The following is a 25,306-nucleotide window of genomic DNA, read 5'->3' on the forward strand; positions in this document are numbered from 1 at the left end:
CGTGCATCCGTTCCCGGGTCGTGCATCTGTATCCGGCCCGGAGCCCGCGGATGCCTGACCGTCCGACCCCCGCGATAGCCTGAACGCATGAGCAACGTGACGCAGATCGGCGAACTCGCATCCTGGGGCGGCGAGAAGGGCAAGCAGTTCCTGGACAAGGAGATCGGCACGGAGTTCGCCGGCGTCTCGGTGAACACCACCGCTCCCGGCGGCGAGTCCCCGTTCTGGCACGCGCACGCGAAGATCGAGGAGATCTACATCGTCGTCGACGGTCGCGGCGAGTTCGCGCTGGGTGACGAGGTGCTCCCGCTCGAGGCCGGCACCGCGGTGCGCGTGGCTCCCGGCGTCATGCACGCGCTGCGCGCCCTGCCCGAGAGCCCTTCGCCGATGCGCTGGCTGTGCATCCGCGCGGCGGGCCAGGAGCTCGCCTCCGTCGGCCACGACGCCGAGCTCGACCGCGAGCGCCCGTTCCCCTGGAGCGCCTGACGCATGGCGTCGGTCCTGACCGGCCCCGACGACCGAGGCCGCTGCGCGTGGGTCGGTGACGACGCCGAGTACCGTCGCTACCACGACGAGGAGTGGGGCACCGCGCTGCACGGCGACCGCGCGCTGTTCGAGAAGATGTCGCTCGAGGGCTTCCAGGCGGGATTGAGCTGGATCACGATCCTGCGCAAGCGCCCGCGCTTCCGCGAGGTGTTCGCCGGCTTCGACCCCGCACTGGTCGCCGAGTTCGGCGAGGAGGACGTCGAGCGACTGATGGCGGATGCCGGCATCATCCGCAACCGCGCGAAGATCCTCGCCACGATCTCCAACGCCGCGCTCGTGCGCGAGATGGCGGACGGCGAGCTGGACGCCCTGATGTGGTCGTTCGCGCCCGCGGCATCCTCCCGTCCCCGCACCTTCGACGACGTTCCCGCCGTCACGGCCGAGTCGACCGCGCTCAGCAAGGCGCTGAGGAAGCGCGGCTTCCGCTTCGTCGGTCCGACGACCATGTACGCGCTCATGCAGTCCGCCGGGATGGTCGACGACCACGTCGACGGGTGCTGGCGGGCCTCAGGTCGCTGACCCCCGGCCGGAGCCGCCGTCGCTGTGCGTCGGCTTCTCCCGTTATGATTGCCCCGGCACATCAGGGGGGAGCCACGGGATGAGAGTGCTGTCGTGGGTGCGCGCGCGTCCGAAGACGCTTGCGGCGACTGCGGGCGTGCTGGCCGGCACCGTGGTGCTGACCGGCATGGCGCTGGCCTATGACGGGCAGCCGACCACGAAGGTCGATCTGAACGACGCGGGCGTCTGGCTGACCAAGACCTCGAGCCTGCTGGTGGGGCACTTCAACCACGAGTCGACGGTGCTCGACGGCGGCCTGCGCACCAGCGGCGAGAACTACGACATCCTGCAGGCCGGTGCGACGGTGCTGGTCGCCGACCAGGGGAACTCCACCCTCACGGCGATCGACCCTGCCAATGTCGCGCTCACCGACAGCGCCGCGATCCCCTCCGACGCGAAGGTCGCTCTGGGGTCGCGCACGGCGGCGGTGCTGGACCGCAAGTCCGGTGACCTCTGGGTGGTGGGCGCCTCATCCGTGTCGGGCTTCGATGTGAAGGGCACCAAGCCACTCGCGGAGCTCGGCAAGGACGCCGACGTCGCTGTCGCGCAGGACGGCACGGTGTTCGGCCTGTCGGTCGAGCGCGGCGAGATCGTGACGATCCCCGTCGACCGGCAGGGCGACCCGCTGGACGCCAGCACGGCATCCGTCGGCAAGATCGGAGCCTCGCCGCGTCCCTCGATCACGGCGGTCGGATCGACCCCCGTGGTTCTCGACGCCGCGGAGGGCGTGCTGTCCACACCCGGTGGCATCCGGGTCGACCTCGCCGACCTCGGGGCCGGATCGCTGAAGGATGCTGTCCTGCAGCAGGCATCGGCGCCGGCGGACGCCGTCGCCCTGGCCACCGCGCAGACCCTGGTCGAGATCCCGCTGGACGGGGCGAAGCCCGTCGTGCGGAAGGCCGGCGGCACGGGGATCCCTGCCGCGCCGGTGTTCCTGCAGGGCTGCACGTACGGCGCCTGGGGCGGCTCGGGTCGCTTCCTGCGCGACTGCGCGGGAGATGCGGACGACGTGGCCGCCGACATCCCGGGCGCGGAGCAGAGCACGCACCTGACCTTCCGCGTGAACCGCGACGTGATCGTGCTCAACGACGTCGTGGGCGGAGAGGCATGGCTCGCGGATGACAGCCTGCAGAAGGTCGACGACTGGAGCATCCTGACCCCGCCCGAGGGTGACGCCGAGGACGAGGAGAAGACCACCGAGGAGACGGTGGAGACCTCGCTGCCCGAGCGCAAGCCCGAGAACACGCCCCCTGTGGCGGAGGACGACCCTGATCTCGGTGCGCGTCCCGGCGGCACCACCCTGCTGCCGGTGCTGGACAACGACAACGACCCCGACGGGGATGTGCTGGTCGCCACCCTCGACGACTCCCAGCCGCAGGTCGGCGAGGTGCAGCCGATCCTCAACGGCGCAGCGCTGCAGATCTTGGTGCCCGACGACGCGAAGGGCTCGGCGACGTTCCGCTACAAGGTGGACGATGGGCGCCCTTCCGGCACCGACACCGCGAACGCCACGGTCACGGTCTACCCCTGGGACGTCAACACGGCGCCCAAGCCCAAGCGCAAGGCCAAGCTGTCCGTCGAGTCGGGCGGCACGCTCTCGTACGGCGTGCTCGCCGACTGGGTCGACCCCGAAGGCGACGACCTGTACCTGCTGAACGTGACGGCGGCGCCCGGCGACGAGGTGGACTTCACCACCGACGGCCAGATGACCTACCGCGCCGTGGGCAGTCTGCAGGGTCGCAAGGAGATCGAGGTCGTGGTCGCGGATGCCCTGGGCGAGACCGCCACGGGCAAGATCACCCTGGACGTCAAGCCCGCGGGGACCACCGTTCCGGTGACCAACGCCGACCATGTCGTGACCCGCGTGGGCGAGACCGCCACGGTGTCCCCGACCGCCAACGACACGAGCACGGGCCGTGACGAGCTGCGGCTCACCCGCGTCGAGCCGCTGGACGGCGTGCAGATCGTGCCCGACTATCCGAAGAAGCAGTTCGGGTTCAAGGCATCCGCTCCTGGCGTCTACTACGTGCAGTATCTGGTCTCGGCCGGGCAGGCGGATGCCAAGGGCATCGTCCGCGTCGACGTGCTGGACGAGAAGGCGTCCGAGCTGCCGCCGGTCGCGGTGCGCGACGTCGCGCTGCTGCCCAAGGGCAAGGAGGCGCTCGTCGATGTGCTCGCGAACGACTCCGATCCCGCCGGCGGCGTGCTGGTCGTGCAGTCCGTCACGGTGCCGCCGCACAGCGGCATCGACGTCTCCGTCCTGAACCACAGCACTCTTCGCATCGGCGACCAGGGCGCCCTCGACCAGCCCGTGAAGATCCGGTACACGATCTCGAACGGCTCCAAGTCGGCGCAGGGCGACGTCACCGTGATCCCGATCCCGGCACCCACCAAGCTCGCCGCCCCCGTCACGCATGACGACGAGGCCGTGGTCCGCGTCGGCGACGTGGTCACGATCCCGGTGCTGGACAACGACGTGCACCCGAACGGCGACGTGCTGCACGTCGCGCCGGACCTGATCGAGCCCCTGGTCGACCCGAAAGACGGCGAGGCGTTCGTCTCGCAGGACTCGGTGCGGTTCCGGGCGGGCAGCGAGCCCCGCACCGTCTACCTGACCTACGAGGCCGTCGATTCCATGAATCAGAAGGCCGGCGGACACGTCACCATCCAGATCCTCCCCGTGGACGAGGAGGCCAACGCCGCCCCGCGGCCGCGTGATCTGACCGCACGGGCGCTGTCGGGCGGGAGCATCCGCATCCCGATCGCGCTCGACGGGATCGATGCCGACGGCGACTCGGTCGAGCTGCTCGGTCAGGACGTCGCGCCCGTCAAGGGCAGGATCACCGAGACCGGCAGCAACTTTCTGGAGTACCAGGCCTTCGCCGACGCGACCGGGGTGGACACCTTCACCTATCGCGTGCGCGACCGCCTCGGCGCCGAGGGCACGGCCACGGTCCGCGTCGGCATCGCGCCGCCGGAGTCGACGAACCAGTCGCCCTACGCGGTGAAGGACGCCGTCATCGTGCGCCCCGGCCGTTCCGTCGCCGTCCCCGCGCTCGCCAACGACTCCGATCCGGACGGCGACGAGATCCGCCTCGTGAAGGACGGCATCGAGGTGCCGGCGGACACCGGCATCACCGCCAAGGCATCCGGTGACCGCGTGGTCGTGAAGGTGCCGGAGCACGAGCTCGAGGCATCGCTGCAGTACACGATCCGCGACGCGAGGGGAGCCGAGGCGACCGCTCCCATCCTGGTGAAGGTCGACAAGAACGTCCCCCTGATGACGCCGATCGCCCGTGACGACCGCGTGCGAGTCGAAGACCTGAAGGACTCCCTCACCACGGATGTCGACATCCTCGGCAATGACGAGGACCCGGACGGCACGGTCGAGGGGCTGAAGGTCGCGGTCGAGGACGGCGGGCGGCTGCTGGGTGACCGCAAGGTGCGCGTGACGGTCACCGACAAGCGTCAGCTGGTGCGCTACACGGTCACCGACCAGGACGGTCTGACGGCGTCCGCGTTCATCTTCGTCCCCTCCATCAGCGAGCTTCGCCCCGTGCTGCGTTCCACCAAGCCGGTCGAGGTCAAGAGCGGCGAGACGAAGGAGCTCAAGCTCTCCGAGTACGTGATGGTCGCGGGCGGCGGCGCGGTGCGCCTGACCGAGGCGTCGAAGATCAGCGCCGGCCACGGCAACGGCGACTCGCTCATCAAGGACGAGACCACGCTCGTCTACACCTCGAAGAAGGGCTACTTCGGCGACGACGCGGTGAGCTTCGAGGTCACCGACGGCAAGACCGTCGAAGACCCTGCCGGACGCAAGAGCACTCTGTCCATCCCGATCACCGTGCTGCCACCCGAGAACCAGCCGCCGGTGTTCGTGAACGGCCAGGTGGACGTCGCGGCCGGCGAGAAGGCGACACCGCTGGACCTCGCCGCCCTCACGACCGATCCCGACAAGGCGGATGCCGACAGGATCCAGTACCGGATCACCGGCGACCCCGGCGAGGGCGTGTCCGCACGACTCGACGGCAAGAGGCTGCTGGTCGAGGCGGGGACGTCGACGCCGAAGGGCACCACCACCTCCGTCAAGCTGAGCATCACCGACGGCACGACCGAGCCGGTCGAGGGGACGGTCGCGGTGCGCGTGATCGCCTCGACCCGCAGCCTTCCGGTGGCGAGCCCCGACACGGTCGACGAGGCCGATCAGGGCAAGTCCTACAGGATCCCCGTGCTGGCGAACGACATCAACCCGTTCGCCGACGAGGGCACGCCTCTCAAGGTGCTCTCCGCGACGGTGGAGAGCGGCGACGGCGGCGCGAACGTCGTGGGCGACCAGGTCGAGGTGACACCGGGCAAGAAGTTCGTGGGCGTGATGGTCGTGCGCTACCGCGTCCAGGATGCGACGAAGGACCCTGATCGCGAGGTCGACGGCCGCATCACCATGACGGTGCAGGGCGTGCCGGATGCCCCGGGTGTGCCGCGGGTGACCACGGTCGAGGACCGCACGGTGGTGCTGAACTGGTCTGCCCCGTCGAACAACGGTGCGGAGATCGACCACTACACGGTCACCTCCGTGGGCGGCCGCCCCTACACGAAGACCTGCGAGTCGACGACGTGCACGCTGGACGGCCTGACCAACAACGTCGAGTACACGTTCAAGGTCACCGCGCACAACCGCGTGGGCGACGGCCCGGAGTCTCCGGTGTCCGAGCCCGCGCGCCCCGACGTGCGGCCCGAGCGGCCGCTGCCTCCGACGCTGGTGTTCGGCGACCAGTCGCTGAAGGTGTCCTGGACCACGCCGCAGTCCAACGGCTCGCCCGTCGACTCCTACACGCTGCAGATCTCGCCGGCGCCACTGCGCGGAGCATCCGAGAAGACCGGCGTGACCGGGAACAGCATCGTCTGGGATGGTCTCGAGAACGGCACCAGCTACCAGGTGCGGGTGCGGGCGCACAACCAGGCACCGGATCCGTCCGACTTCAGCGTCTACTCGCAGCCCGAGATCCCCGCAGGGAAGCCGGGTACGGTCGCGGCTCCGACGGTGAGCAGTGCGCCGTCGGTGGGCAGCGAGGCGCAGATGACGGTGCGCTGGGGCGACGCCGATCCGAACGGTGACGCGGTCAAGAACTACGACCTGCTGATCTACCGCGGCGGTTCGCTGTTCCAGACCCTGGCAGTGGGCACCGCGACGTCGAAGACCGTCTCCGTCCCGACGAACTCGTCCGACTACACGTACGCGGTGAAGGCGACGAACAAGGCGGGTACCGGTGCGCTGAGCCCGCAGTCCACCCCGCAGCGCGCGTTCGGCACGCCGGGGGCGCCGACGAACGTCGTCGCGAAGGAAGGTGACAGGCAGATCACCGTCACCTTCACCAAGCCCGACTTTAACGGGGCCAAGGACAGTGAGATCAGATACCAGTACTCACTGAACGGCGGCACCTGGACGAACTGGAACGGCACGAGCGCGATCGCGGCTGCCAACGGGACGCCCTACACGGTCAAGGTGCGGGCGTATTCGGTCGTCGGCGGACAGCAGTCGCAGGCGGGCAAGGAGTCCGCCCCCTCGAATCAGGTGACGCCGTACGGGGCCCCTCACGCGCCGGTCGGCAGCGCGACGAACCTCGGCACGTCGATTCGCCTCGCCTGGAACGCGAGCGGCTCCGACAACGGGCGTCCTGTGACCACGTACATCAGCATCGACGGCGGCGGTTGGCAGCAGGTCGCGACCACGGGCAGCCGTGACGTCGGCAACGGCTACAGCCAGACGCACAGCATCCGGGTGCGCGCGGTCGCGAACCCGGGCGGTGAGGCGCTGTCCCCGGTGTACTCGGCCACGACAAATCCGCCGCCTCAGCCGTCCGCGCAGACGGTGCGAGGATCCCTGGCGGTGGATCACGGGTGGCTGAACGGCTACAGCTGCGCTGCCGACACCTGCTACTACGTCGCGGCGGACACCGCGAACTTCCCCGCCGGCAACTATCGCGTCACCTGCTACGCGAACGGGTCCGCCTTCAGCTCGTCGTACAGCACGCAGTACGTTCCGGCCAACGGGCGGGTGCAGGCGACTTGCTGGACGGGCGGCAACTCCGGTGGCGACTACAACATCCAGCTCTACATCGAGGGCTGGGGGCTCGCCGCGCCGACGAACTGGCAATGACGGCCCGCGGCGGTGGCCGCGGGGACGGGTAGTACTCCCCATCCGCTCGCCTGGGCAGCGCGTCGCGCGACACGTAAGCTGACACGGGCGCCGGAAGGCGCGCCGAGGGAGAGCTGACGGTATGAGACTGATGACGTGGGTGCGTGCGCGTCCGAAGACCCTTGCCGCCACCGCCGGCGTGCTCGTCGGCAGCGTGGTCCTCACGGGCATGGCCCTCGCCTATGACGGCCTCCCCACGGCCAAGGTCGAGCTCAACGACGCGGGCGTCTGGCTGACCAAGTCGTCGAAGCTGCTCGTCGGCCACTTCAATCACGAGTCCACGGTGCTCGACGGCGGCCTGCGCACGAGCAGCGAGAACTACGACATCCTGCAGAACGGCCCGACCGTGCTGGTCGTCGATCACGGCAACTCCACGCTGACCGCGGTCGACCCCGCCAACGTCTCCCTCACCGACAGCGCGACGATCCCCGGAGACGCGAAGATCGCGCTCGGCGACCGCACCGCGGCGGTGCTGGATCGCGCATCCGGGTCTCTCTGGGTGCTCGGCGCGAGCGAGATCGCCGGTTTCGACATCAAGGGCGCGGACCCGGTCGCCAAGCTCGGCGCGGACGCCGACGTCACTGTCGCGCACGACGGCACCGTGTTCGCGGTGTCCCCGAAGGACGGCGACATCGTCACCGTCCCGGTCGACGATCAGGGCGCCGCGCTCGAGCCGAAGACCTCCGCGCTGGACGGCGTCAAGGGCGCCTCCGAGCCCACCATCACCGCCGTCGGCGACGTGCCGGTCGTGCTGAACCCCTCGGACGGGACCGTCCTGACCGCCGGCGTGCGCACCGAGCTCAAGGACGCGAAGGATGCCGTGCTCCAGCAGGCATCCGCCACTACGGATGCCGTGGCCGTCGCGACCTCCGCCGGTCTGGTCCGCGTTCCCCTGCACGGTGGCGAGGCCACGACGGTGAAGGCGGGCGGCACGGGCGCGCCCGCCGCCCCGGTGTTCCTCGAGGGCTGCACTTACGGCGCCTGGGGCGGCTCGGCCCGCTTCGTGCGCGACTGCGCGGGGGAGCGCGACGACGTCACCGCGAAGATCCCCGGCGCGGAGAGGAGCACCCGTCTGATGTTCCGCGTCAACCGCGACGTGATCGTGCTCAACGACGTGATCGGCGGCGAGGCCTGGCTGGCCGACGAGAGCCTGCAGCGCGTCGACGATTGGAGCATCCTGACCCCGCCCGAGGGCGAGACCGAGGACACTGACGAGTCCACCCAGGAGACCGTCGAGACCTCGCTCCCCGAGCGCAAGGAGGAGAACACGCCTCCGGTGGCCGAGGACGACAGGCTCGGCGTCCGTCCCGGAGGCACGACGCTGCTGCCGGTGCTCGACAACGACAACGACTCGGACGGCGACGTGCTGGTCGCGACTCTGGCCGGAGCCCAGCCGTCGGTCGGCGAGGTGCAGCCGATCCTGAACGGTGCGGCGCTGCAGATCATGGCCCCCGACGATGCGTCGGGAACAGCGGCGTTCACCTACCAGGTGGATGACGGCCGTGCCAACGGCACCGACACCGCCACGGTAACCGCGACGGTGTACGACTGGGACACCAACACCGCACCCAAGCAGAAGCGCAAGCCCAAGACCTCCGTCGAGTCGGGCGGGACGCTGTCGTACAACGTGCTGCAGGACTGGATCGACCCCGAGGGCGACGACCTCTACCTCAAGAGCGTCGTCGCGGCCGACGGGGACGAGGTCGAGTTCACGACCGACGGCCAGATGACCTATCGCGCGGTGGGCAGCCTGCAGGGTCGCAAGGAGATCGAGGTCGCAGTCGCGGACGCCCTGGGCGAGGCCGCCACGGGCACGATCATCCTCGACGTCAAGCCGGCCGGGACGACCGCGCCCGTCACCAACGCCGACCACATCGTGACCCGGGTGGGCGAGACCGCGACGGTGGCGCCGCTGGCCAACGATTCCAGCTCCGGCCGCGACGAGCTGCGGCTCACCCGCGTCGAACCGCTCGACGGCGTGACCGTCCTGCCGGACTACCCGAAGAAGCAGTTCGCCTTCAAGTCGAACGCGCCCGGCGTCTACTACGTGCAGTATCAGGCGTCGGCGGGCCAGGCGGATGCCAAGGGCATCGTGCGCGTCGATGTGCTCGACAAGCAGGAATCGGAGCTCCCCCCGGTCGCCGTGCGCGATGTCGCCCTCTTGCCGACGGGCAAGGAGGCGCTGGTCGGCGTGCTCGCGAACGACTCCGACCCCGCGGGCGGCGTGCTGGTCGTGCAGTCCGTCTCCGTGCCTCCGCATGGCGGCGTCGCGGTGTCGGTGCTGAACCACGAGACCCTGCGGATCACCGATCAGGGCGCTCTCGACGAGCCGGTCAAGATCACGTACCGCATCTCGAACGGATCGAAGTCGGCGGAGGGCGACGTGACGGTGGTGCCGATCCCCGCTCCGTCCAAGATCACGCCGCCGGTCACGCACGACGACGAGGCCGTCGTCCGCGTCGGCGACGTCGTGACGATCCCCGTGCTCGCCAACGACGTGCACCCCAACGGTGACGTGATGCACGTCGCACCGGACCTGGTCGAGCCGCTGGTGGACCCGAAGGACGGCGAGGCGTTCGTCTCGCAGGACTCCGTGCGCTTCCGCGCCGGCAAGCAGCCCGGCACGGTGTACCTCACCTACGAGGCCGTCGACTCGATGGGGCAGAAGGCGGGCGGCCACGTCACGGTGCAGGTCCTCCCCGTCGACGGCGAGGTCAACGCGCCGCCTCGCCCGCGCGACCTGACAGCGCGCGTCCTGGCCGGCACCAGCATCCGCATCCCGGTCCCGCTCGACGGGATCGACGTGGACGGCGACTCGGTCGAGCTGCTCGGCCAGGACATCGCCCCGACCAAGGGGCGGATCACCGAGACCGGCGGCGACTTCCTGGAGTACGAGGCCTTCAAGGGGTCCACAGGTGTCGACACCATCGTCTACCGGGTGCGCGATCGCCTGGGAGGCGAGGGCACGGCGACGATCCGGGTCGGCATCGCCCCCGCCGAGGCGACCAACCAGGCGCCGTTCGCGGTGAAGGACACCGTGGTGGTGCGCCCGGGCCGCTCGGTGGCCGTCCCGGTGCTGGCGAACGACTCCGATCCCGAGGGCGATGAGATCCGCCTGGTGAAGGACGGCATCGAAGTCCCCAAGGACTCCGGCATGACGGCGAAGGCGTCCGGCGACCGCGTCGTCGTCAAGGTCCCCGACCGCGAGCTCGATGCATCGCTGCAGTACACGATCCGCGACTCCAAGGGCGCCGAGGCGGATGCTCCGATCCTCGTCACCGTCGACAAGGACGTCCCGCTCATGACCCCGGTCGCGCGCGACGACCGCCTGCGCGTCGAGGACCTCGAGGATTCGCTCTCCGCCGACATCGACATCCTCGCCAACGACGAGGACCCGGACGGCACGGTCGAGGGACTGAAGGTGGCCGTCGACGGCGGTGCGAAGCTGGTCGGCGACCGCAAGGTCCGCGTGAGCGTGACCGACCAGCGTCAGCTGATCCGGTACACCGTGACCGACCAGGACGAGCAGACAGCTTCGGCGTTCATCTTCGTCCCCGCGCTCAGCGAGCTGCGTCCGGCGTTGCGCTCGACCAAGCCGGTCGAGGTCAAGAGCGGCGAGACGAAGGTGCTCGAGCTCGCCGACTACGTCACCGTCGCCGGCGGCGGGAACGTGCGTCTCACGGAGGCGTCGAAGGTGAGCGCCGGTCACGGCAACGGAGACACCCTGATCCAGGATGAGACCACGCTGGTCTACACGTCCGAGAAGGGCTACTTCGGCAAGGACTCGCTGAGCTTCGAGGTCACGGACGGGAAGACCGTCGAAGACCCCGAGGGTCGCAAGAGCACCCTGTCGATCCCGATCACGGTGCTGCCGCCTGACAACCAGCCGCCGGTGTTCGTGAACGGCCAGATCGACGTCGCGCCCGGCGAGGAGGCGACGTCCATCGACCTCGCCGCGCTGACCACCGATCCGGACAAGGGCGATGCGGGGAAGATCCGCTACAGCATCACCGATCGCCCCGGCGACGGCCTGAACGCGCGCCTGGACGGGAGCAAGCTCCTGGTCGATGCGTCGGCGACCACGCCCAAGGGCACGACCGCGACCGTCGGGCTGAGCATCACGGACGGCACCACGGAGGCTGTCGAAGGCAGCGTGACGGTCACGGTGACGGCATCCACTCGCCCGCTCGCCGTCGCCGGTCCGGACAACGTCGACGAGGCGGACCAGGGCAAGACGATCACCGTCCCGGTGCTGCAGAACGACATCAATCCCTTCGAGGCCGACGGGAAGCCCCTGAAGGTCCTCTCCGCGGACCGCGAGAGCGGCAACGGCGACGCGCGGGTCGTGGGCGACCGCGTCGAGGTCACCCCGGCATCGGACTTCGTGGGCGTGATGGTGGTGCGGTATCGGATCCAGGATGCGACGAAGGACCCTGATCGTGAGGTGGACGGCCGCATCACCGTGACGGTGCAGGGCGTGCCGGATGCTCCGGGTGTGCCGCGGGTGACGACGGTCGAGGACCGCACGGTGGTGCTGAACTGGTCGGCTCCGTCGAACAACGGAGCCGAGATCGACCACTACACGGTCACCTCCGTGGGCGGGCGTTCGTACACCAAGACGTGCACGTCGACGACGTGCACCCTGGACGGGCTGACGAACAACGTCGAGTACACCTTCCAGGTGACCGCGCACAACCGCGTGGGTGACGGTCCCGCGTCTCCGGCATCCGAGCCCGCACGTCCGGATGTGCGTCCGGAGACGCCGCTGCCGCCGAAGCTGGTGTTCGGTGACAAGTCTCTGAAGGTGTCGTGGACTCCTCCGCAGTCGAATGGTTCGCCGGTGGATGCGTACACGCTGCAGATCTCTCCTGCGCCGCTGAGCGGTTCCTCGGAGCGGAAGGTCGGCAATGTCACGTCGCTGACGTGGGATGGCCTGGAGAACGGCACGAACTACCAGGTGCGGGTGCAGGCGCACAACCAGGCGCCCGACCCCTCCGACTACAGCGTCTGGTCCCTGGGCGAGACGCCCGCGGGCGTCCCGGGCACGGTCGCGGCTCCCACGGTGAGCAGTGCTCCGTCGGTCGGCAGCGAGGCGCAGATGACGGTTCGCTGGGGCGATGCCGACCCGAACGGCGATGCGGTCAAGAACTACGACCTGCTGATCTACCGCGGCGGTTCGCTGTTCCAGACCCTGGCGGTGGGCACCGCGACGTCGAAGACCGTCTCCGTCCCGACGAACTCTTCCGACTACACCTACGCGGTGAAGGCGACGAACAAGGCCGGCACGAGCGCCGCGAGCCCGCAGTCCACTCCGCAGCGTGCGTTCGGATCTCCTGGGGCGCCGACGAACGTGAAGGCGACGCCGGGGGATCAGAAGATCGCCGTGACCTTCACCAAGCCCGACTTCAACGGGGCGAAGGACGGTGAGGTCCGCTACCAGTACTCGCTCTCGGGAGGGGCGTGGACGAACTGGAACGGCAGCAGCACGATCCCGGCGAACAACGGAACCGACTACACCGTCAAGCTGCGCGCGTACTCGGTGGTCGGCGGTCAGCAGTCCCAGCCGGGTGCGGCGTCCGCTGCATCCAACACTGTGCGTCCCTATGGCACTCCGCATCCGCCGACGGGCTCCGCCTCGAAGTCCGGCGATCAGCAGATCAAGCTCACCTGGAACGCCGGCGGCTCCGACAACGGCTACCCCGTCACCACGTACATCAGCGTGGACGGCGGTGGCTGGCAGAAGGTCGCCACCACCGGCAGCAGGATCGTCGGCAACGGCTACAACCAGACGCACAGCATCCGGGTCAAGGCCGTCGCCAGCCCGGGCGGCGAGTCGCTCTCGCCGACGTACAGCGCCACCACGAGTGCGCCGCCGTCACCCAAGATCTGGGTCACGAAGGGCGACTACGTGAGCGGCTGCGTGAACGGCTGCTACAAGTTCAAGGTCAACTGGGAGAACGCCAACCTCGGCAGCGTCACTGTCAAGTGCATGAAGGACGCCGGGCAGATCGGCTCTTACGCCTACCCCGTGAGCATGAACGGCACTGGCAGCGCACAACTCAACTGCTGGCAGGGCAGCGACAACCTCAACGTGTGGGTCGACGTCGTGGGCTGGGGCGACAGCGTCGACACCGAGAAACGGTACTGGGCGAAATAATCGGGCCCGACGCGACGCAGTCCGACGACACCCGCGGGTGAGCGCCCGGGGGCACGGGTAGTCCTGCCCATGCTCCGGCCATGGGGCGGGGCCGGTATGCCGGTTACAATGACACGGGCCGATCCCGGGGGGAGACAACGGAATGAGACTGCTGTCATGGGTGCGCGGGCGTCCGAAGGCGCTCGCTGCGACGGCCGGCGTCGTCGTCGGCAGCGTGGTGCTCACCGGCATGGCACTCGCCTATGACGGACTCCCCACCGCCAAGGTCGACCTCAACGACGCGGGTGTCTGGCTGACCAAGTCCTCGGCACTGCTCGTGGGGCATTTCAATCACGAGTCCACCGTGCTCGACGGCGGTCTGCGCACGAGCAGCGAGAACTACGACATCCTGCAGCAGAGTCAGACCGTGCTCGTGGTCGACCACGGCAACTCCACGCTGACCGCGATCGACACCGCCAACGTCTCGCTGACCGACAGCACCACCATCCCCGGCGATGCGAAGGTCGCGCTCGGCGACCACACCGCGGCCGTGCTGGATCGCAAGTCGGGTGCGCTCTGGGTGCTCGGCGCCGCCGACATCGCCGGGTTCGACGTGAAGGCGACCGATCCGGTCGCGAAGCTCGGCAAGGACGCCGATGTCACGGTCGGCCAGGACGGCACCGTGTTCGCCGTATCGGCGGAGGACGGCGAGATCATCACGATCCCCGTCGACGCCCAGGGCTCGCCGCTGGAACCGAAGACCTCCTCCGTGGACGGCGTCAAGGACGCGTCCGAGCCCTCGATCACCGCTGTCGGCGACGTGCCGGTGGTGCTCAACCCCTCCGATGGCTTCGTCGCGGCGCCCGGCGGGGTGCACGCGCGGATCGACGATGCGAAGGATGCCGTGCTGCAGCAGGCATCCGCCGCGACCGACGCCGTCGCGGTCGCGACGCCGTCGGGACTGATCCGCGTTCCGCTGAACGGCGGCGAGGCCAGCACCGTCAAGGCCGGGGGATCGGGAATCCCCGCGGCGCCCGTGTTCCTCCAGGGCTGCACCTACGGCGCCTGGGGAGGCTCGGCCCGGTTCCTCCGCGACTGCGCAGGCAAGCAGGACGACGTCTCCGCGAAGATTCCCGGTGGTGAGCGCAGCTCGCGACTGATGTTCCGTGTGAACCGCGACGTGATCGTGCTCAACGACGTGATCGGCGGCGAGGCCTGGCTGGCCGACGACAGCCTGCAGCGCGTCGATGACTGGAGCATCCTGACGCCTCCCGAGGGTGAGGCCGAGGACCAGGAGGAGACCACGCAGGAGACCGTGGAGACCTCGCTTCCGGAGCGCAAGCCCGAGAACACGCCGCCGGTGGCGGAAGACGACAAACTCGGCGTGCGGCCGGGCGGCACCACCATGCTGCCGGTGCTGGACAACGACAACGATCCCGACGGCGACGTGCTGGTCGCGACCCTCGCCGGCGCGCAGCCGTCCATCGGTGAGGTGCAGCCGATCCTGAACGGCGGTGCCCTGCAGATCATGGCGCCGAAGGAGGCCAGCGGCACGGCGACCTTCACGTACCAGGTCGACGACGGCCGTGAGAACGGCACCGACACCGCCACGGTCACCGCGACGGTGTACGACTGGGACACCAACAGCGCTCCCAAGCCCAAGCGCAAGACCAAGCTGTCGGTCGAGGCCGGCGGCACGCTGTCCTACAACGTGCTCCCTGACTGGATCGACCCCGAGGGTGACGACGTCTACCTGCAGCAGGTCGTGGCGGCACCCGGCGATGAGGTCGAGTACACCACCGACGGCCAGATCACGTATCGCGCCGTGGGCAGCCTGCAGGGTCGCAAGGAGGTCTCGATCGTCGTGGCGGATGCCCTCGGCGAGACCGCGAACGGCACGATCCAGCTCGACGTGAAGCCGGCCGGCGGCACGGTGCCCGTCACGAACGCCGACCACGTCGTCACCCGTGTCGGGGAGACGGCGACGGTCTCTCCCACCGCGAACGACACCAGCACCGCACGCGACGACCTGCGCCTGACGCGCGTCGAGCCGCTCAGCGGCGTGACGATCGTGCCGGACTACCCGAAGAAGCAGTTCACGTTCGAGTCGAACGCGCCAGGCGTCTACTACGTGCAGTACCAGGTGTCGGCGGGTCAGGCCGACGCCAAGGGCATCGTGCGCATCGATGTGCTCGACAAGCAGGAGTCCGAGCTGCCGCCGGTCGCCGTGCGCGACGTGGCCCTGCTCCCCAAGGGCAGCGAGGCGCTGGTCGGCGTGCTCGCGAACGACTCCGACCCCGCCGGCGGCGTGCTTGTCGTGCAGTCGGTGACGGTCCCGCCGCACAGCGGCATCGACGTCTCGGTGCTGAACCACGAGACGCTGCGCATCGGTGACCAGGGCGCCCTCGACCAGCCTGTGAAGATCACCTACACGATCTCGAACGGCTCCAAGTCCGCGCAGGGGGACGTGACGGTCATCCCGATCCCCGCACCCTCCAAGATCTCCGCACCCGTCACGCATGACGACGAAGCGGTCGTGCGTGTCGGCGACGTCGTGACGATCCCCGTGCTCGAGAACGATGTGCACCCCAACGGCGAGGCCATGCACGTCGCGCCGAAGCTGATCGAGCCGCTGGTCGACCCGAAGGACGGCGAGGCGTTCGTCTCGCAGGACACCGTGCGCTTCCGCGCGGCGAACCAGCCCGGCACCGTCTACCTGACGTACGAGGCCGTCGACGCCATGGGGCAGAAGGCCGGCGGTCACATCACGATCCAGGTGCTGGCGAAGGATGCCGGCGTCAACGCGCCTCCGCACCCGCATGACCTCACGGCGCGGGCGCTGGCGGGCACCAGCATCCGCATCCCGATCCCGCTCGATGGGATCGACACCGACGGCGACTCCGTCGAGCTGCTCGGTCAGGACGTCGCTCCGATCAAGGGCCGCATCACCGAGACCGGCGGCAACTTCCTTCAGTACGACGCGTTCCAGGGCTCCACCGGCGTCGACACCGTCGTCTACCGGGTGCGTGATCGCCTCGGCGCCGAGGGCACGGCCACGATCCGCATCGGCATCGCACCTCCCGAGGCGACCAACCAGGCCCCGTACGCCGTGAAGGATGCCGTGGTCGTGCGTCCCGGCCGCTCGGTGGCGGTCCCGGTGCTGGCGAACGACTCCGATCCCGAGGGCGATGAGATCCGCCTGGTGAAGAACGGCATCGAAGTCCCCAAGGACTCCGGGATGACCGCGAAGGCATCCGGCGACCGCGTGATCGTGAAGGTGCCGGACAAGGAGATGGAGGCGTCGCTGGAGTACACGATCCGCGACGCGAAGGGCGCCGAAGCGACCGCCCCCATCCTCGTGACGGTCGACAAGGATGTTCCGCTGATCCCGCCCATCGCCCGTGATGACCGGCTCCGGGTGGAGGACCTGAAGGATTCCCTCACCGCCGACATCGACATCCTCGCCAACGACGAGGACCCCGACGGCACGGTCGACGGGCTCAAGGTCACGGTCGACTCCGGCGCCAAGCTCGTCGACGCCCGCAAGGCCCGGGTCACGGTCACCGACCAGCGTCAGTTGATCCGGTACACGATCACCGACCAGGACGAGCAGGAAGCGTCCGCGTTCATCTTCGTGCCCTCGCTCGACGAGCTCGGACCGGCACTGCGCTCGACCAAACCGGTCGAGGTCAAGAGCGGCGAGACGAAGCAGCTCAAGCTCTCCGACTACGTCGCGGTCGCGGGTGGCGGCAGTGTGCGCCTGACGGAGGCATCCAAGGTCAGCGCCGCCCATGCCAACGGCGACAACCTGATCAAGGACGAGACCACGCTCGTGTACACGTCGAAGAAGGGCTTCTTCGGCGACGACGCGCTCAACTTCGAGGTGACCGACGGCAAGACGCTGGAGGACCCGAAGGGGCGTCGCAGCACGCTGTCGATTCCGATCACCGTGCTGCCCCCGGAGAACCAGCCGCCCGTGTTCGTCAACGGTCAGGTCGACGTCGCGCCGGGGGAGAAGGCGACGTCGCTGGACCTCGCCGCGCTCACCACGGACCCGGACAAGGCGGATGCCGGGAAGATCCAGTACCGGATCTCGAAGCAGCCCGGCGACGGCATCAATGCGCGACTGGAGGGCACCCGGCTCCTCGTGGACGCCTCCTCGAGCACACCCAAGGGCACGAACGCGATGGTGTCGCTGAGCATCACCGACGGCACGACCGAGCCCGTCGAGGGCAACGTCTCCGTGAACGTCACGGCATCCACGCGCAGCCTCGCCGTGGCGAGCCCCGACACCCTCGACGAGGCCGATCAGGGCAAGACCTACAAGATCCCGGTCCTGACCAACGACATCAACCCGTTCGCCGACGAGGGCACGCCCCTGAAGCTGCTCTCGGCCGAGCGTGAGAGCGGCGACGGCACCGCTCGCGTGGTCGGCGACCAGGTGGAGATCACCCCCGGTGCGAAGTTCGTGGGTGTGATGGTGGTGCGGTATCGCATTCAGGATGCGACGAAGGACCCCGACCGTGAGGTCGACGGCCGCATCACCGTGACGGTGCAGGGCGTCCCCGACGCACCCGGTGTGCCGCGGGTGACGACGGTCGAGGATCGCACGGTGGTGCTGAACTGGTCGGCCCCGTCGAACAACGGCGCCGAGATCGACCACTACACGGTCACCTCCACCGGCGGCCGGCCGTACACGAAGACCTGCCAGACCACCACCTGCACGCTGGACGGGCTCGTCAACAACGTCGAGTACACCTTCAAGGTCACGGCGCACAACCGCGTGGGCGACGGTCCGGCCTCCCCGTTGTCGGAGCCTGCGCGCCCGGATGTGCGTCCGGAGCGGCCTCAGCCGCCGAAGCTGGTGTTCGGCGACAAGTCGTTGAAGGTGTCGTGGACTCCTCCGCAGTCGAACGGTTCTCCGGTCGACTCCTACACGCTGCAGATCTCGCCCGCCCCGCTGAGCGGTTCTTCGGAGCGGAAGGTCGGCAATGTCACGTCGCTGACGTGGGATGGGCTGGAGAACGGCACGAACTATCAGGTGCAGGTGCAGGCGCACAACCAGGCACCCGATCCCTCCGACTACAGCCTCTGGTCGCTCGGAGAGACGCCCGCAGGCGTCCCGGGCACTGTTCCGGCCCCGACCGTCGTCAGCGCGCCGTCCGTCGGCACCGAAGCCCAGATGACCGTCCGGTGGACGGCGGCAGACCCGAACGGCGACGCGATCAAGAACTACGATCTGCTCGTCTACCGCGGCGGTGCGCTCTACCAGACCCTCCCTGCCGGGACCGCGACGTCGAAGACGGTGACCGTTCCGACGAACTCCTCCGACTACACCTACGCGGTGAAGGCGACGAACAAGGCGGGCACGAGCGATGCCGGTCCGCAGTCCGCGCCGCAGCGCGCGTTCGGCAAGCCTGGGGCGCCGACCAACGTGGTCGCCCGAGAGGGTGACCGGATCATCCTGGTCAACTTCGTCATGCCCGAGTCCGCACTCAACGGCGCGAACAGCAACGAGATCCGCTACCAGTACCTGATCACGGGCGGTGCCTGGACGAACTGGGACGGCACCAGCGCGATCCCGGCGAACAACGGCACGGGCTACACCGTTCAGGTGCGGGCGTACTCCGTGGTCGGCGGCCAGCAGTCCCAGCCCGGTAACGCGTCCGCTCCGTCGAACCAGGTGATTCCCTACGGCGCCCCCTTCGCTCCGACCGGATCGGCATCGAAGTCGGGTGACAAGGCCATCCTGCTCACCTGGAACGCCAACGGCTCGTACAACGGCCGACCCATCACGACGTACATCAACGTGGACGGCAACGGATGGGAGAAGGTGGCTTCCAGCGGCAGCCGCACCGTCGGCAACGGCTACGACCAGACGCACAAGATCCGGGTCAAGGCAGTCGCCTCACAGGGTGGCGAGGCACTGTCGCCGGTGTACGACGCGACCACGAGCCCACAGCCGATCAAGGCGAGCCTCGGACCGGGCGCGGCGGTGAGCGGATGCTCCGCCGTGGGCGGCGGCGACTGCCACAAGTTCAGGATCACGACGACCAGTGCTTTCAAGGCCGGCAGCTACAACGTCGAGTGCTACGCCGGCGGTACGAAGTTCGCGAGCAACGCGGGCTACCCCGTGAAGATCCCGTCCGGCAGCTGGGTGGACGTCGACTGCTACAACGGCTTCTCCCGCGACAAGATGCTCAAGATCATCGGCGGAGATCCAGGCAGCATCAGTGCGACGTTCGGTTAGCCGAGCAACGACCATCCCCCAGATTCAGACTTCCCACCACTCGAGAAGAAGAGACACCGACATGACAATGACCCCCGAACAGGCCGCCTGGTTCCAGAGCACCTTCACCCGCCTGGTGGAGAACATCGACAAGGCGCTGCAGGGCAAGCCCGAGGTCGTGAGCCTGGTGCTCTCCGCCATGCTCGCCGAGGGCCACGTGCTGCTCGAGGACGCGCCCGGCACTGGCAAGACGAGCCTCGCCAAGGCGCTGGCCGCCACGGTGCAGGGCACCAGCTCGCGCATCCAGTTCACCCCCGACCTGCTGCCGTCGGACGTGACGGGCGTGACGATCTACGACCAGCAGAACCACAAGTTCGAGTTCCACAAGGGCCCGATCTTCGCGTCGATCGTGCTCGCGGATGAGATCAACCGCGCCTCGCCGAAGACCCAGTCGGCACTGCTCGAGGTCATGGAGGAGTCGCGCGTCACCGTCGACGGCGTCACTCACGAGGCCGGCCGTCCGTTCCTGGTGATCGCGACCCAGAACCCCGTCGAGCAGGCCGGAACCTATAAGCTGCCCGAGGCGCAGCTGGACCGCTTCCTCATCAAGACCTCGATCGGCTACCCCAGCCTGGCGGTCACCGAGAGCATCCTCGCCGGTGCCGCACAGCGCAACCCCTCTGCGGGACTCGCCGCGGTCATCACCACCAGCGCCGTCGCCGACATGGCGGACCTGGCGGCCACCGTGCACGTCGAGCCCGCCGTGCTGCGGTACGCCGCCGAGCTCGCCGAGGCGACGCGCGGCGACAGCGCCATCAAGCTCGGCGTCTCGGTGCGCGGTGCGATCGCCATGATCCGCATCGCCAAGGTGTGGGCCGCCGCGCACGGCCGCCACTACGTTCTGCCTGACGACATCAAGGCCCTCGCCCGTCCGGTGTGGCAGCACCGTCTCATGCTCGACGCGGAGGCGGAGTTCGCCGGCACCACCGCTGACACCGTCATCGCACGGGTCCTCGACACGGTCGCGGCACCCCAGGCGCGGACGAACGCCTGATGGCGGCGGATGCGATCGCGGCACCCCGGGCGGCGGACCGCGAGGCCGGATGGCGCGACATCGTCGCGGTCATCGGCGCGCGCGTCCTCGACCGCCTGCGGCGCATCGCGGCCGTCATCCGCCCCCTCGGCTGGACGGTGATGGCGCTCGCGGTCGCAGCGTGGGTCACCGGTCAGCTGCTCGGCTGGCAGGAGGTCGTGGTCACGGGTCTCGTGCTGGCCGCGGTCGCCGTCATCTGCGCGCTGTTCCTGATCGGCCGCACCGAGTACGACGTCTCCCTCGACCTCGCGCGCACCCGCGTGGTGGTGGGGGAGCGCGCGGTCGGCGCGCTGACCCTGCTCAACCGCGGATCGCGCGCGATCCTGCCCTCGCGGGTGGTGCTGCCGGTCGGCGCCGGACGTGGCGAGTTCTCGATCGGCCGTCTGGCTCCCGGCCAGGAGGCCGAGGAGCTGTTCGCCATCCCCACGCAGCGCCGTGGCGTCGTCAAGGTCGGCCCGGTGAGCGTGGTGCGCGGCGACCCACTGGGGCTGTTCGAGCGCGCTCACCGTCGCGACGACCCGGTCGACCTGTACGTGCACCCGAAGACAACGCTGTTCGGCGGCCAGTCCCTCGGCTTCCTGCGCGACCTCGAGGGACTCCCCGCAGCGGACCTGTCGCGCGACGACGTCTCCTTCCACGCCCTGCTGGAGTACCAGCCCGGCGATGACCTGCGCCACGTGCACTGGCGGTCGACGGCCCGCACCGGCACGATGATGGTGCGCCAGTTCGAGGAGACCCGCCGCTCGCACTTCGTGATCGGCCTGACGCGCTCGCCCCGCGACTACCGCAGCGACGAGGACTTCGAGCTCGCGATCTCGGTCGCCGGATCCATCGGCCTGCGCGCCCTGCGCGACTCGCAGAAGGTCGACGTGCGCGTGCAGGGTCGTGAGCTGCCTGCCGGCACCGGCAAGCAGCTGCTGGACTCGCTGTCCATGGTGGAGCACTCGCGTCCCCGCGACGGCGGCGTGCCCGAGCTCGCCGGCGTGCTGGCGGCGACCACGGCATCCGCCAGCGTCGTCGCCCTGGTGTGCGGCTCCGCAGTCTCCAGCGAGGACCTGCGGCTCGCCTGCTCGCGGATGCCGTTCGGCGCACGCGTGATCGCCGTGGTCGTGCAGGGCGGCGTCGAGCAGCCCGCGCTGCGCCGCATCGCGGATGCCGATGTCGTCACGATCGGAGCGCTCGACCAGCTCCCTCTCGCTCTCCAGAAGGTGCTCGCATGACCTCCACCTCGATGACGTCATCGACCTCGAAGGGTGCCCCGCTGCCGCCGCGGCGCTGGATCCTCGACCTCTCCGCGACCGCGCTTCTGATGGTGGTGGCGCTGCTCGGCTTCTGGCCGAGCTTCGCCGGGCCGTCGTTCCTCGGTGCGGCTCTCGGCGGGATGCTGCTGGGGCTGGCCATCGCGGCGGTGTGCACCTGGCGCCGCTGGGGCATCCTGATCATCGCCGGGCTCACGATCGCCGCCTACTTCCTCTTCGGCGGTGCGCTCGCACTGCCGCAGACGGCCCTGGCCGGATTCGTGCCGACGATCGAGACGCTGAAGAGCCTCGCCCTCGGCGCGGTGACCTCGTGGAAGCAGCTGCTCACGACGGTGGCCCCGGTGTCCGCGGCGGACGGCCACCTCGTCGTCCCGTTCATCGTGGCCCTGGTGGCGACGGTGACGACCGCCTCGCTGGCCCTCCGGCTGCGTCAGGTGTGGTGGGCGCTCATCCCCGCGGCATCCGCTCTCATCCTGGTCATCGCGCTCGGCGTGCCCGACCCCGCATTCCCGCTGGTGCAGGGTGTGATCTTCGCCGCGGTGACGGCCGTGTGGATGTCGCTGCGCGTCTGGTGGGCGCCCCAGAACAGCGCCGTCGACGTCTCCGAGGTCGACCCGACCCGGGCTGCGCACATGCGCACCCGCCGGCTGCTCGGCGGGGTCGCCGTGCTGGCGGTCGCCGGCATCGCCGGCGCCGGACTGGGCGCGGTCGCGCAGCCCGCGGAGCCGCGGCACGTGTTCCGCGACGCGATCGTCCCGCCGTTCAACATCCGGGACTACCCGAGCCCGCTGCAGGCGTTCCGCAAGAACGTCCGCGACCAGGTGGACAAGACCCTCTTCACGGTCGCCGGTCTGCCGGAGGGCGCACGCGTGCGCCTGGCGGCGATGGACGACTGGGACGGCGTGGTCTACAACGTCACGAACGGCGGCCCCGGCACCTCCAGTGCGTTCACCCCGCTGCGTTCCAACATGGCGGCGGGGGTCGAGGGCAAGCAGGCCTCGCTCCGCTTCGACATCGGCGACTACAGCGGCGTCTGGGTGCCGGGCACCGCGACCGAGGATCTGGTCGCCTTCGACGGCGCCCGTGCCGACGAGCTGCGCCGCAGCGGCTACCACAACAGCGCCACCGGGACCACGGTCGTCACCGCGGGGCTCCGCAAGGGCGACACCTACAAGATCGACGCGGTGTTCCCGAAGATCCCCACCGACGAGGAGCTCGGCGACACCCCCATCGTGAAGATGCGGCTGCCCGAGCTGCACAACGTGCCCGAGGAGCTCAGCACTCTGGCCGCCGAGACCGTCACCGACGCGAAGACGCCGATCGCTCAGGTGCGCGCGCTCGAGACCTACCTGTCGAAGAAGGGCTTCTTCAGCCACGGTCTGGGCGCGCAGGCGCACCTCTCCCGTGCCGGGCACGGCGCCGAGCGCATCACGACGCTCATCGGCGGCACCCAGATGGTCGGCGACGACGAGCAGTACGCGGTCACGATGGCGCTGATGGCGCGTGAGATCGGCATCCCCGCCCGCGTGGTGATGGGGTACTACCCGAAGAAGGACAGCAAGACCGGCAACGTCTTCAAGGTCACGGGCGACGACGTGCACGCCTGGGTCGAGGTCAACTTCGCCGGCTACGGCTGGCTGCCGTTCGACCCGACGCCGCCGGAGGACCAGGTCCCGCAGGACCAGAACACCAAGCCGCGCGTCGACCCGAAGCCGCAGGTGCTGCAGCCGCCGCCCCCGCCGCAGGAGCCGGTCGACCTGCCCCCGACGGTGCCGGACGACCGCCAGCCCGAGGACGACACCCCGAACATCCTCGCGATCATCGGTGCGATCCTCGCCATCGGCGGCGTCTCGCTGCTGGTGCTGCTGATCCTCAGCTCCCCGTTCATCGTGATCGGCGCGTGGAAGGCATCCCGCCGTCGTGCGCGCCGCAACGCCGAGCGCACGGCCGACCGCATCAGCGGTGGCTGGGACGAGCTCACCGACCGTGCGATCGACTACGGCGCACGTCTCGCACCGGGCGGAACCAGGGTGGAGGAGGCGGCGACCGTGTCGGCCGCGCTGGCGCTCCCCGCCGCGACCGCTCTGGCCGACCGCGCCGACGATCAGGTGTTCGGTCCGGACGACCCCAGCCAGGAGGAGGTCGACGCCTTCTGGGCGGAGGTCGACGCTCTGGTCGGCGGGCTCGGCCAGGAGGCCGGATTCTGGAAGCGCACCAAGGCGCGGCTCAGCCTGCGCTCGCTCACCGGCGGGGGCCGTGTCGCGGCCCGGCTGCAGGAGCTGAAGGATGCGGCGGCCGCGCGTGTGCGCCGTGAACCTGGCAACATCGACAGCAAGACCACGCGATCCGAGAGCGAGACCTCATGACGATGCTTCCCCTCGGCGAGGTCGCGCCGATCAAGCGGCGGGCCATCGCCTACATCATCGACGCCGCCATCGGCTTCGCGATCAGCGTGGTCGTCCCGACGATCATCCTGATCGTCGTCGTCATGAGCACGCGGGATCTGCTCACCTCACTGCTGATCGCCGCTCCGCTGTTCAGCATCCTCGGCCTGGCCTGGGTGCTGGTCTACACGTTCATGCAGGCAGGACGAGGGTCGATCGGCATGCGCGCCCAGGGACTGCGGCTGGCGAACGCCGCCGACGGCTCGTCGCTGGGCTTCGGCCGCGCGCTGCTGCGCAACGTGATCTGGGGTCTGGCCGCATCGATCGTCGTCGGGTACTTCACGGTGCTCTTCGACGGCTCGGGCCGGTTCCAGGGCTGGCACGACAAGGTCGGCGGCGCGGTCATGCTCATGGACAGCACGCGCGGGCAGGCCGCGCCGGTGCACCAGCAGGACGGTGCGGCGCTGCCCTTCCTGCCCGGACAGGCACCCGAGGGCGCAGCTCCGGCCGCGCCGGCCGGGATGCCGGGGTTCGCCGCGCCCCCCGCGCCGCAGGCACCGCAGACCGCGATGCCCGGATTCGCGCAGCCCTCGCCCGCAGGCGCGTTCGCGCCTCCGGCGGCACCCGGTGCGACCCCCGCCGAGCCGGCCGCCGTTCCGGCACAGGATCCGCAGCAGCCCGATGACGACGAGTTCGCCGAGCACACCGTGCTGTCGCCGCCGGCCCGGCATGCGGCTCCCAGCACGCCGCCGATCCACCGCGATCTGCCCGACGACCCGCTGATCTCCTTCGTGCCCGGCGTGACCCAGGAGCCCGTGCGTCCCGCCGCGGCGCCCGCTCCCGTCGAGCCGGTGACGCCGGTCGCCGAGCCGGCCGCGTTCCCGGCCCCCGCGGCTCCGGTCGCC

General features: G+C 69.6%; 9 protein-coding genes. All 9 read left to right on the top strand.

Annotation, left to right across the window (positions count from 1 at the left end):
* Positions 1-87: 87 nt before the first annotated feature.
* Complete coding sequence (locus MIAR_RS00480) at positions 88-486, top strand: cupin domain-containing protein (protein ID WP_285629896.1); 399 nt, start codon at positions 88-90, stop codon at positions 484-486.
* Positions 487-489: 3 nt separating this feature from the next.
* Positions 490-1,065 carry a DNA-3-methyladenine glycosylase I gene (locus MIAR_RS00485; protein WP_285629899.1) on the top strand — a complete coding sequence of 192 codons (576 nt, stop codon included), beginning with the start codon at positions 490-492 and terminating at the stop codon, positions 1,063-1,065.
* A gap of 79 nt (positions 1,066-1,144) precedes the next feature.
* Positions 1,145-7,261 (top strand): Ig-like domain-containing protein, encoded by a 6,117-nt coding sequence (locus MIAR_RS00490; protein ID WP_285629901.1) that lies wholly within the window; start codon positions 1,145-1,147, stop codon positions 7,259-7,261.
* Between the two features lie 130 nt (positions 7,262-7,391).
* On the top strand, positions 7,392-13,457 hold the full coding sequence (locus MIAR_RS00495; protein ID WP_285629903.1) for an Ig-like domain-containing protein: 6,066 nt from the start codon (positions 7,392-7,394) through the stop codon (positions 13,455-13,457).
* A gap of 142 nt (positions 13,458-13,599) precedes the next feature.
* The gene (locus MIAR_RS00500) at positions 13,600-19,686 is read left to right on the top strand and encodes an Ig-like domain-containing protein (protein ID WP_285629905.1); all 6,087 of its coding nucleotides are present in this window, start codon (positions 13,600-13,602) and stop codon (positions 19,684-19,686) included.
* A gap of 61 nt (positions 19,687-19,747) precedes the next feature.
* Complete coding sequence (locus MIAR_RS00505; protein WP_285629907.1) at positions 19,748-20,719, top strand: AAA family ATPase; 972 nt, start codon at positions 19,748-19,750, stop codon at positions 20,717-20,719.
* Entirely contained in the window at positions 20,719-21,978 is a 1,260-nt protein-coding gene (locus tag MIAR_RS00510) for a DUF58 domain-containing protein (RefSeq protein WP_285629909.1), read from the top strand. The genes MIAR_RS00505 and MIAR_RS00510 overlap by 1 nt, the downstream gene beginning before the upstream one ends.
* Positions 21,975-24,383 carry a transglutaminaseTgpA domain-containing protein gene (locus MIAR_RS00515; protein WP_285629911.1) on the top strand — a complete coding sequence of 803 codons (2,409 nt, stop codon included), beginning with the start codon at positions 21,975-21,977 and terminating at the stop codon, positions 24,381-24,383. The genes MIAR_RS00510 and MIAR_RS00515 overlap by 4 nt, the downstream gene beginning before the upstream one ends.
* A partial coding sequence (locus MIAR_RS00520) for an RDD family protein (protein WP_285629913.1) occupies positions 24,380-25,306 on the top strand: 927 nt, incomplete at its 3' end. The genes MIAR_RS00515 and MIAR_RS00520, both read left to right, overlap by 4 nt.

Origin of the sequence: Microbacterium arabinogalactanolyticum (genome assembly GCF_030268005.1) — a bacterium.
GTDB classification, from domain to species: Bacteria; Actinomycetota; Actinomycetes; order Actinomycetales; family Microbacteriaceae; genus Microbacterium; species Microbacterium arabinogalactanolyticum.

Bases quoted from the DNA above. Each gene is read 5' to 3' on its own strand.
- MIAR_RS00485 (WP_285629899.1), top strand. From the start codon at position 490: ATGGCGTCGGTCCTGACCGGCCCCGACGACCGAGGCCGCTGCGCGTGG.
- MIAR_RS00490 (WP_285629901.1), top strand. From the start codon at position 1,145: ATGAGAGTGCTGTCGTGGGTGCGCGCGCGTCCGAAGACGCTTGCGGCG.
- MIAR_RS00510 (WP_285629909.1), top strand. From the start codon at position 20,719: ATGGCGGCGGATGCGATCGCGGCACCCCGGGCGGCGGACCGCGAGGCC.
- MIAR_RS00495 (WP_285629903.1), top strand. From the start codon at position 7,392: ATGACGTGGGTGCGTGCGCGTCCGAAGACCCTTGCCGCCACCGCCGGC.
- MIAR_RS00515 (WP_285629911.1), top strand. From the start codon at position 21,975: ATGACCTCCACCTCGATGACGTCATCGACCTCGAAGGGTGCCCCGCTG.
- MIAR_RS00480 (WP_285629896.1), top strand. From the start codon at position 88: ATGAGCAACGTGACGCAGATCGGCGAACTCGCATCCTGGGGCGGCGAG.
- MIAR_RS00500 (WP_285629905.1), top strand. From the start codon at position 13,600: ATGAGACTGCTGTCATGGGTGCGCGGGCGTCCGAAGGCGCTCGCTGCG.
- MIAR_RS00505 (WP_285629907.1), top strand. From the start codon at position 19,748: ATGACAATGACCCCCGAACAGGCCGCCTGGTTCCAGAGCACCTTCACC.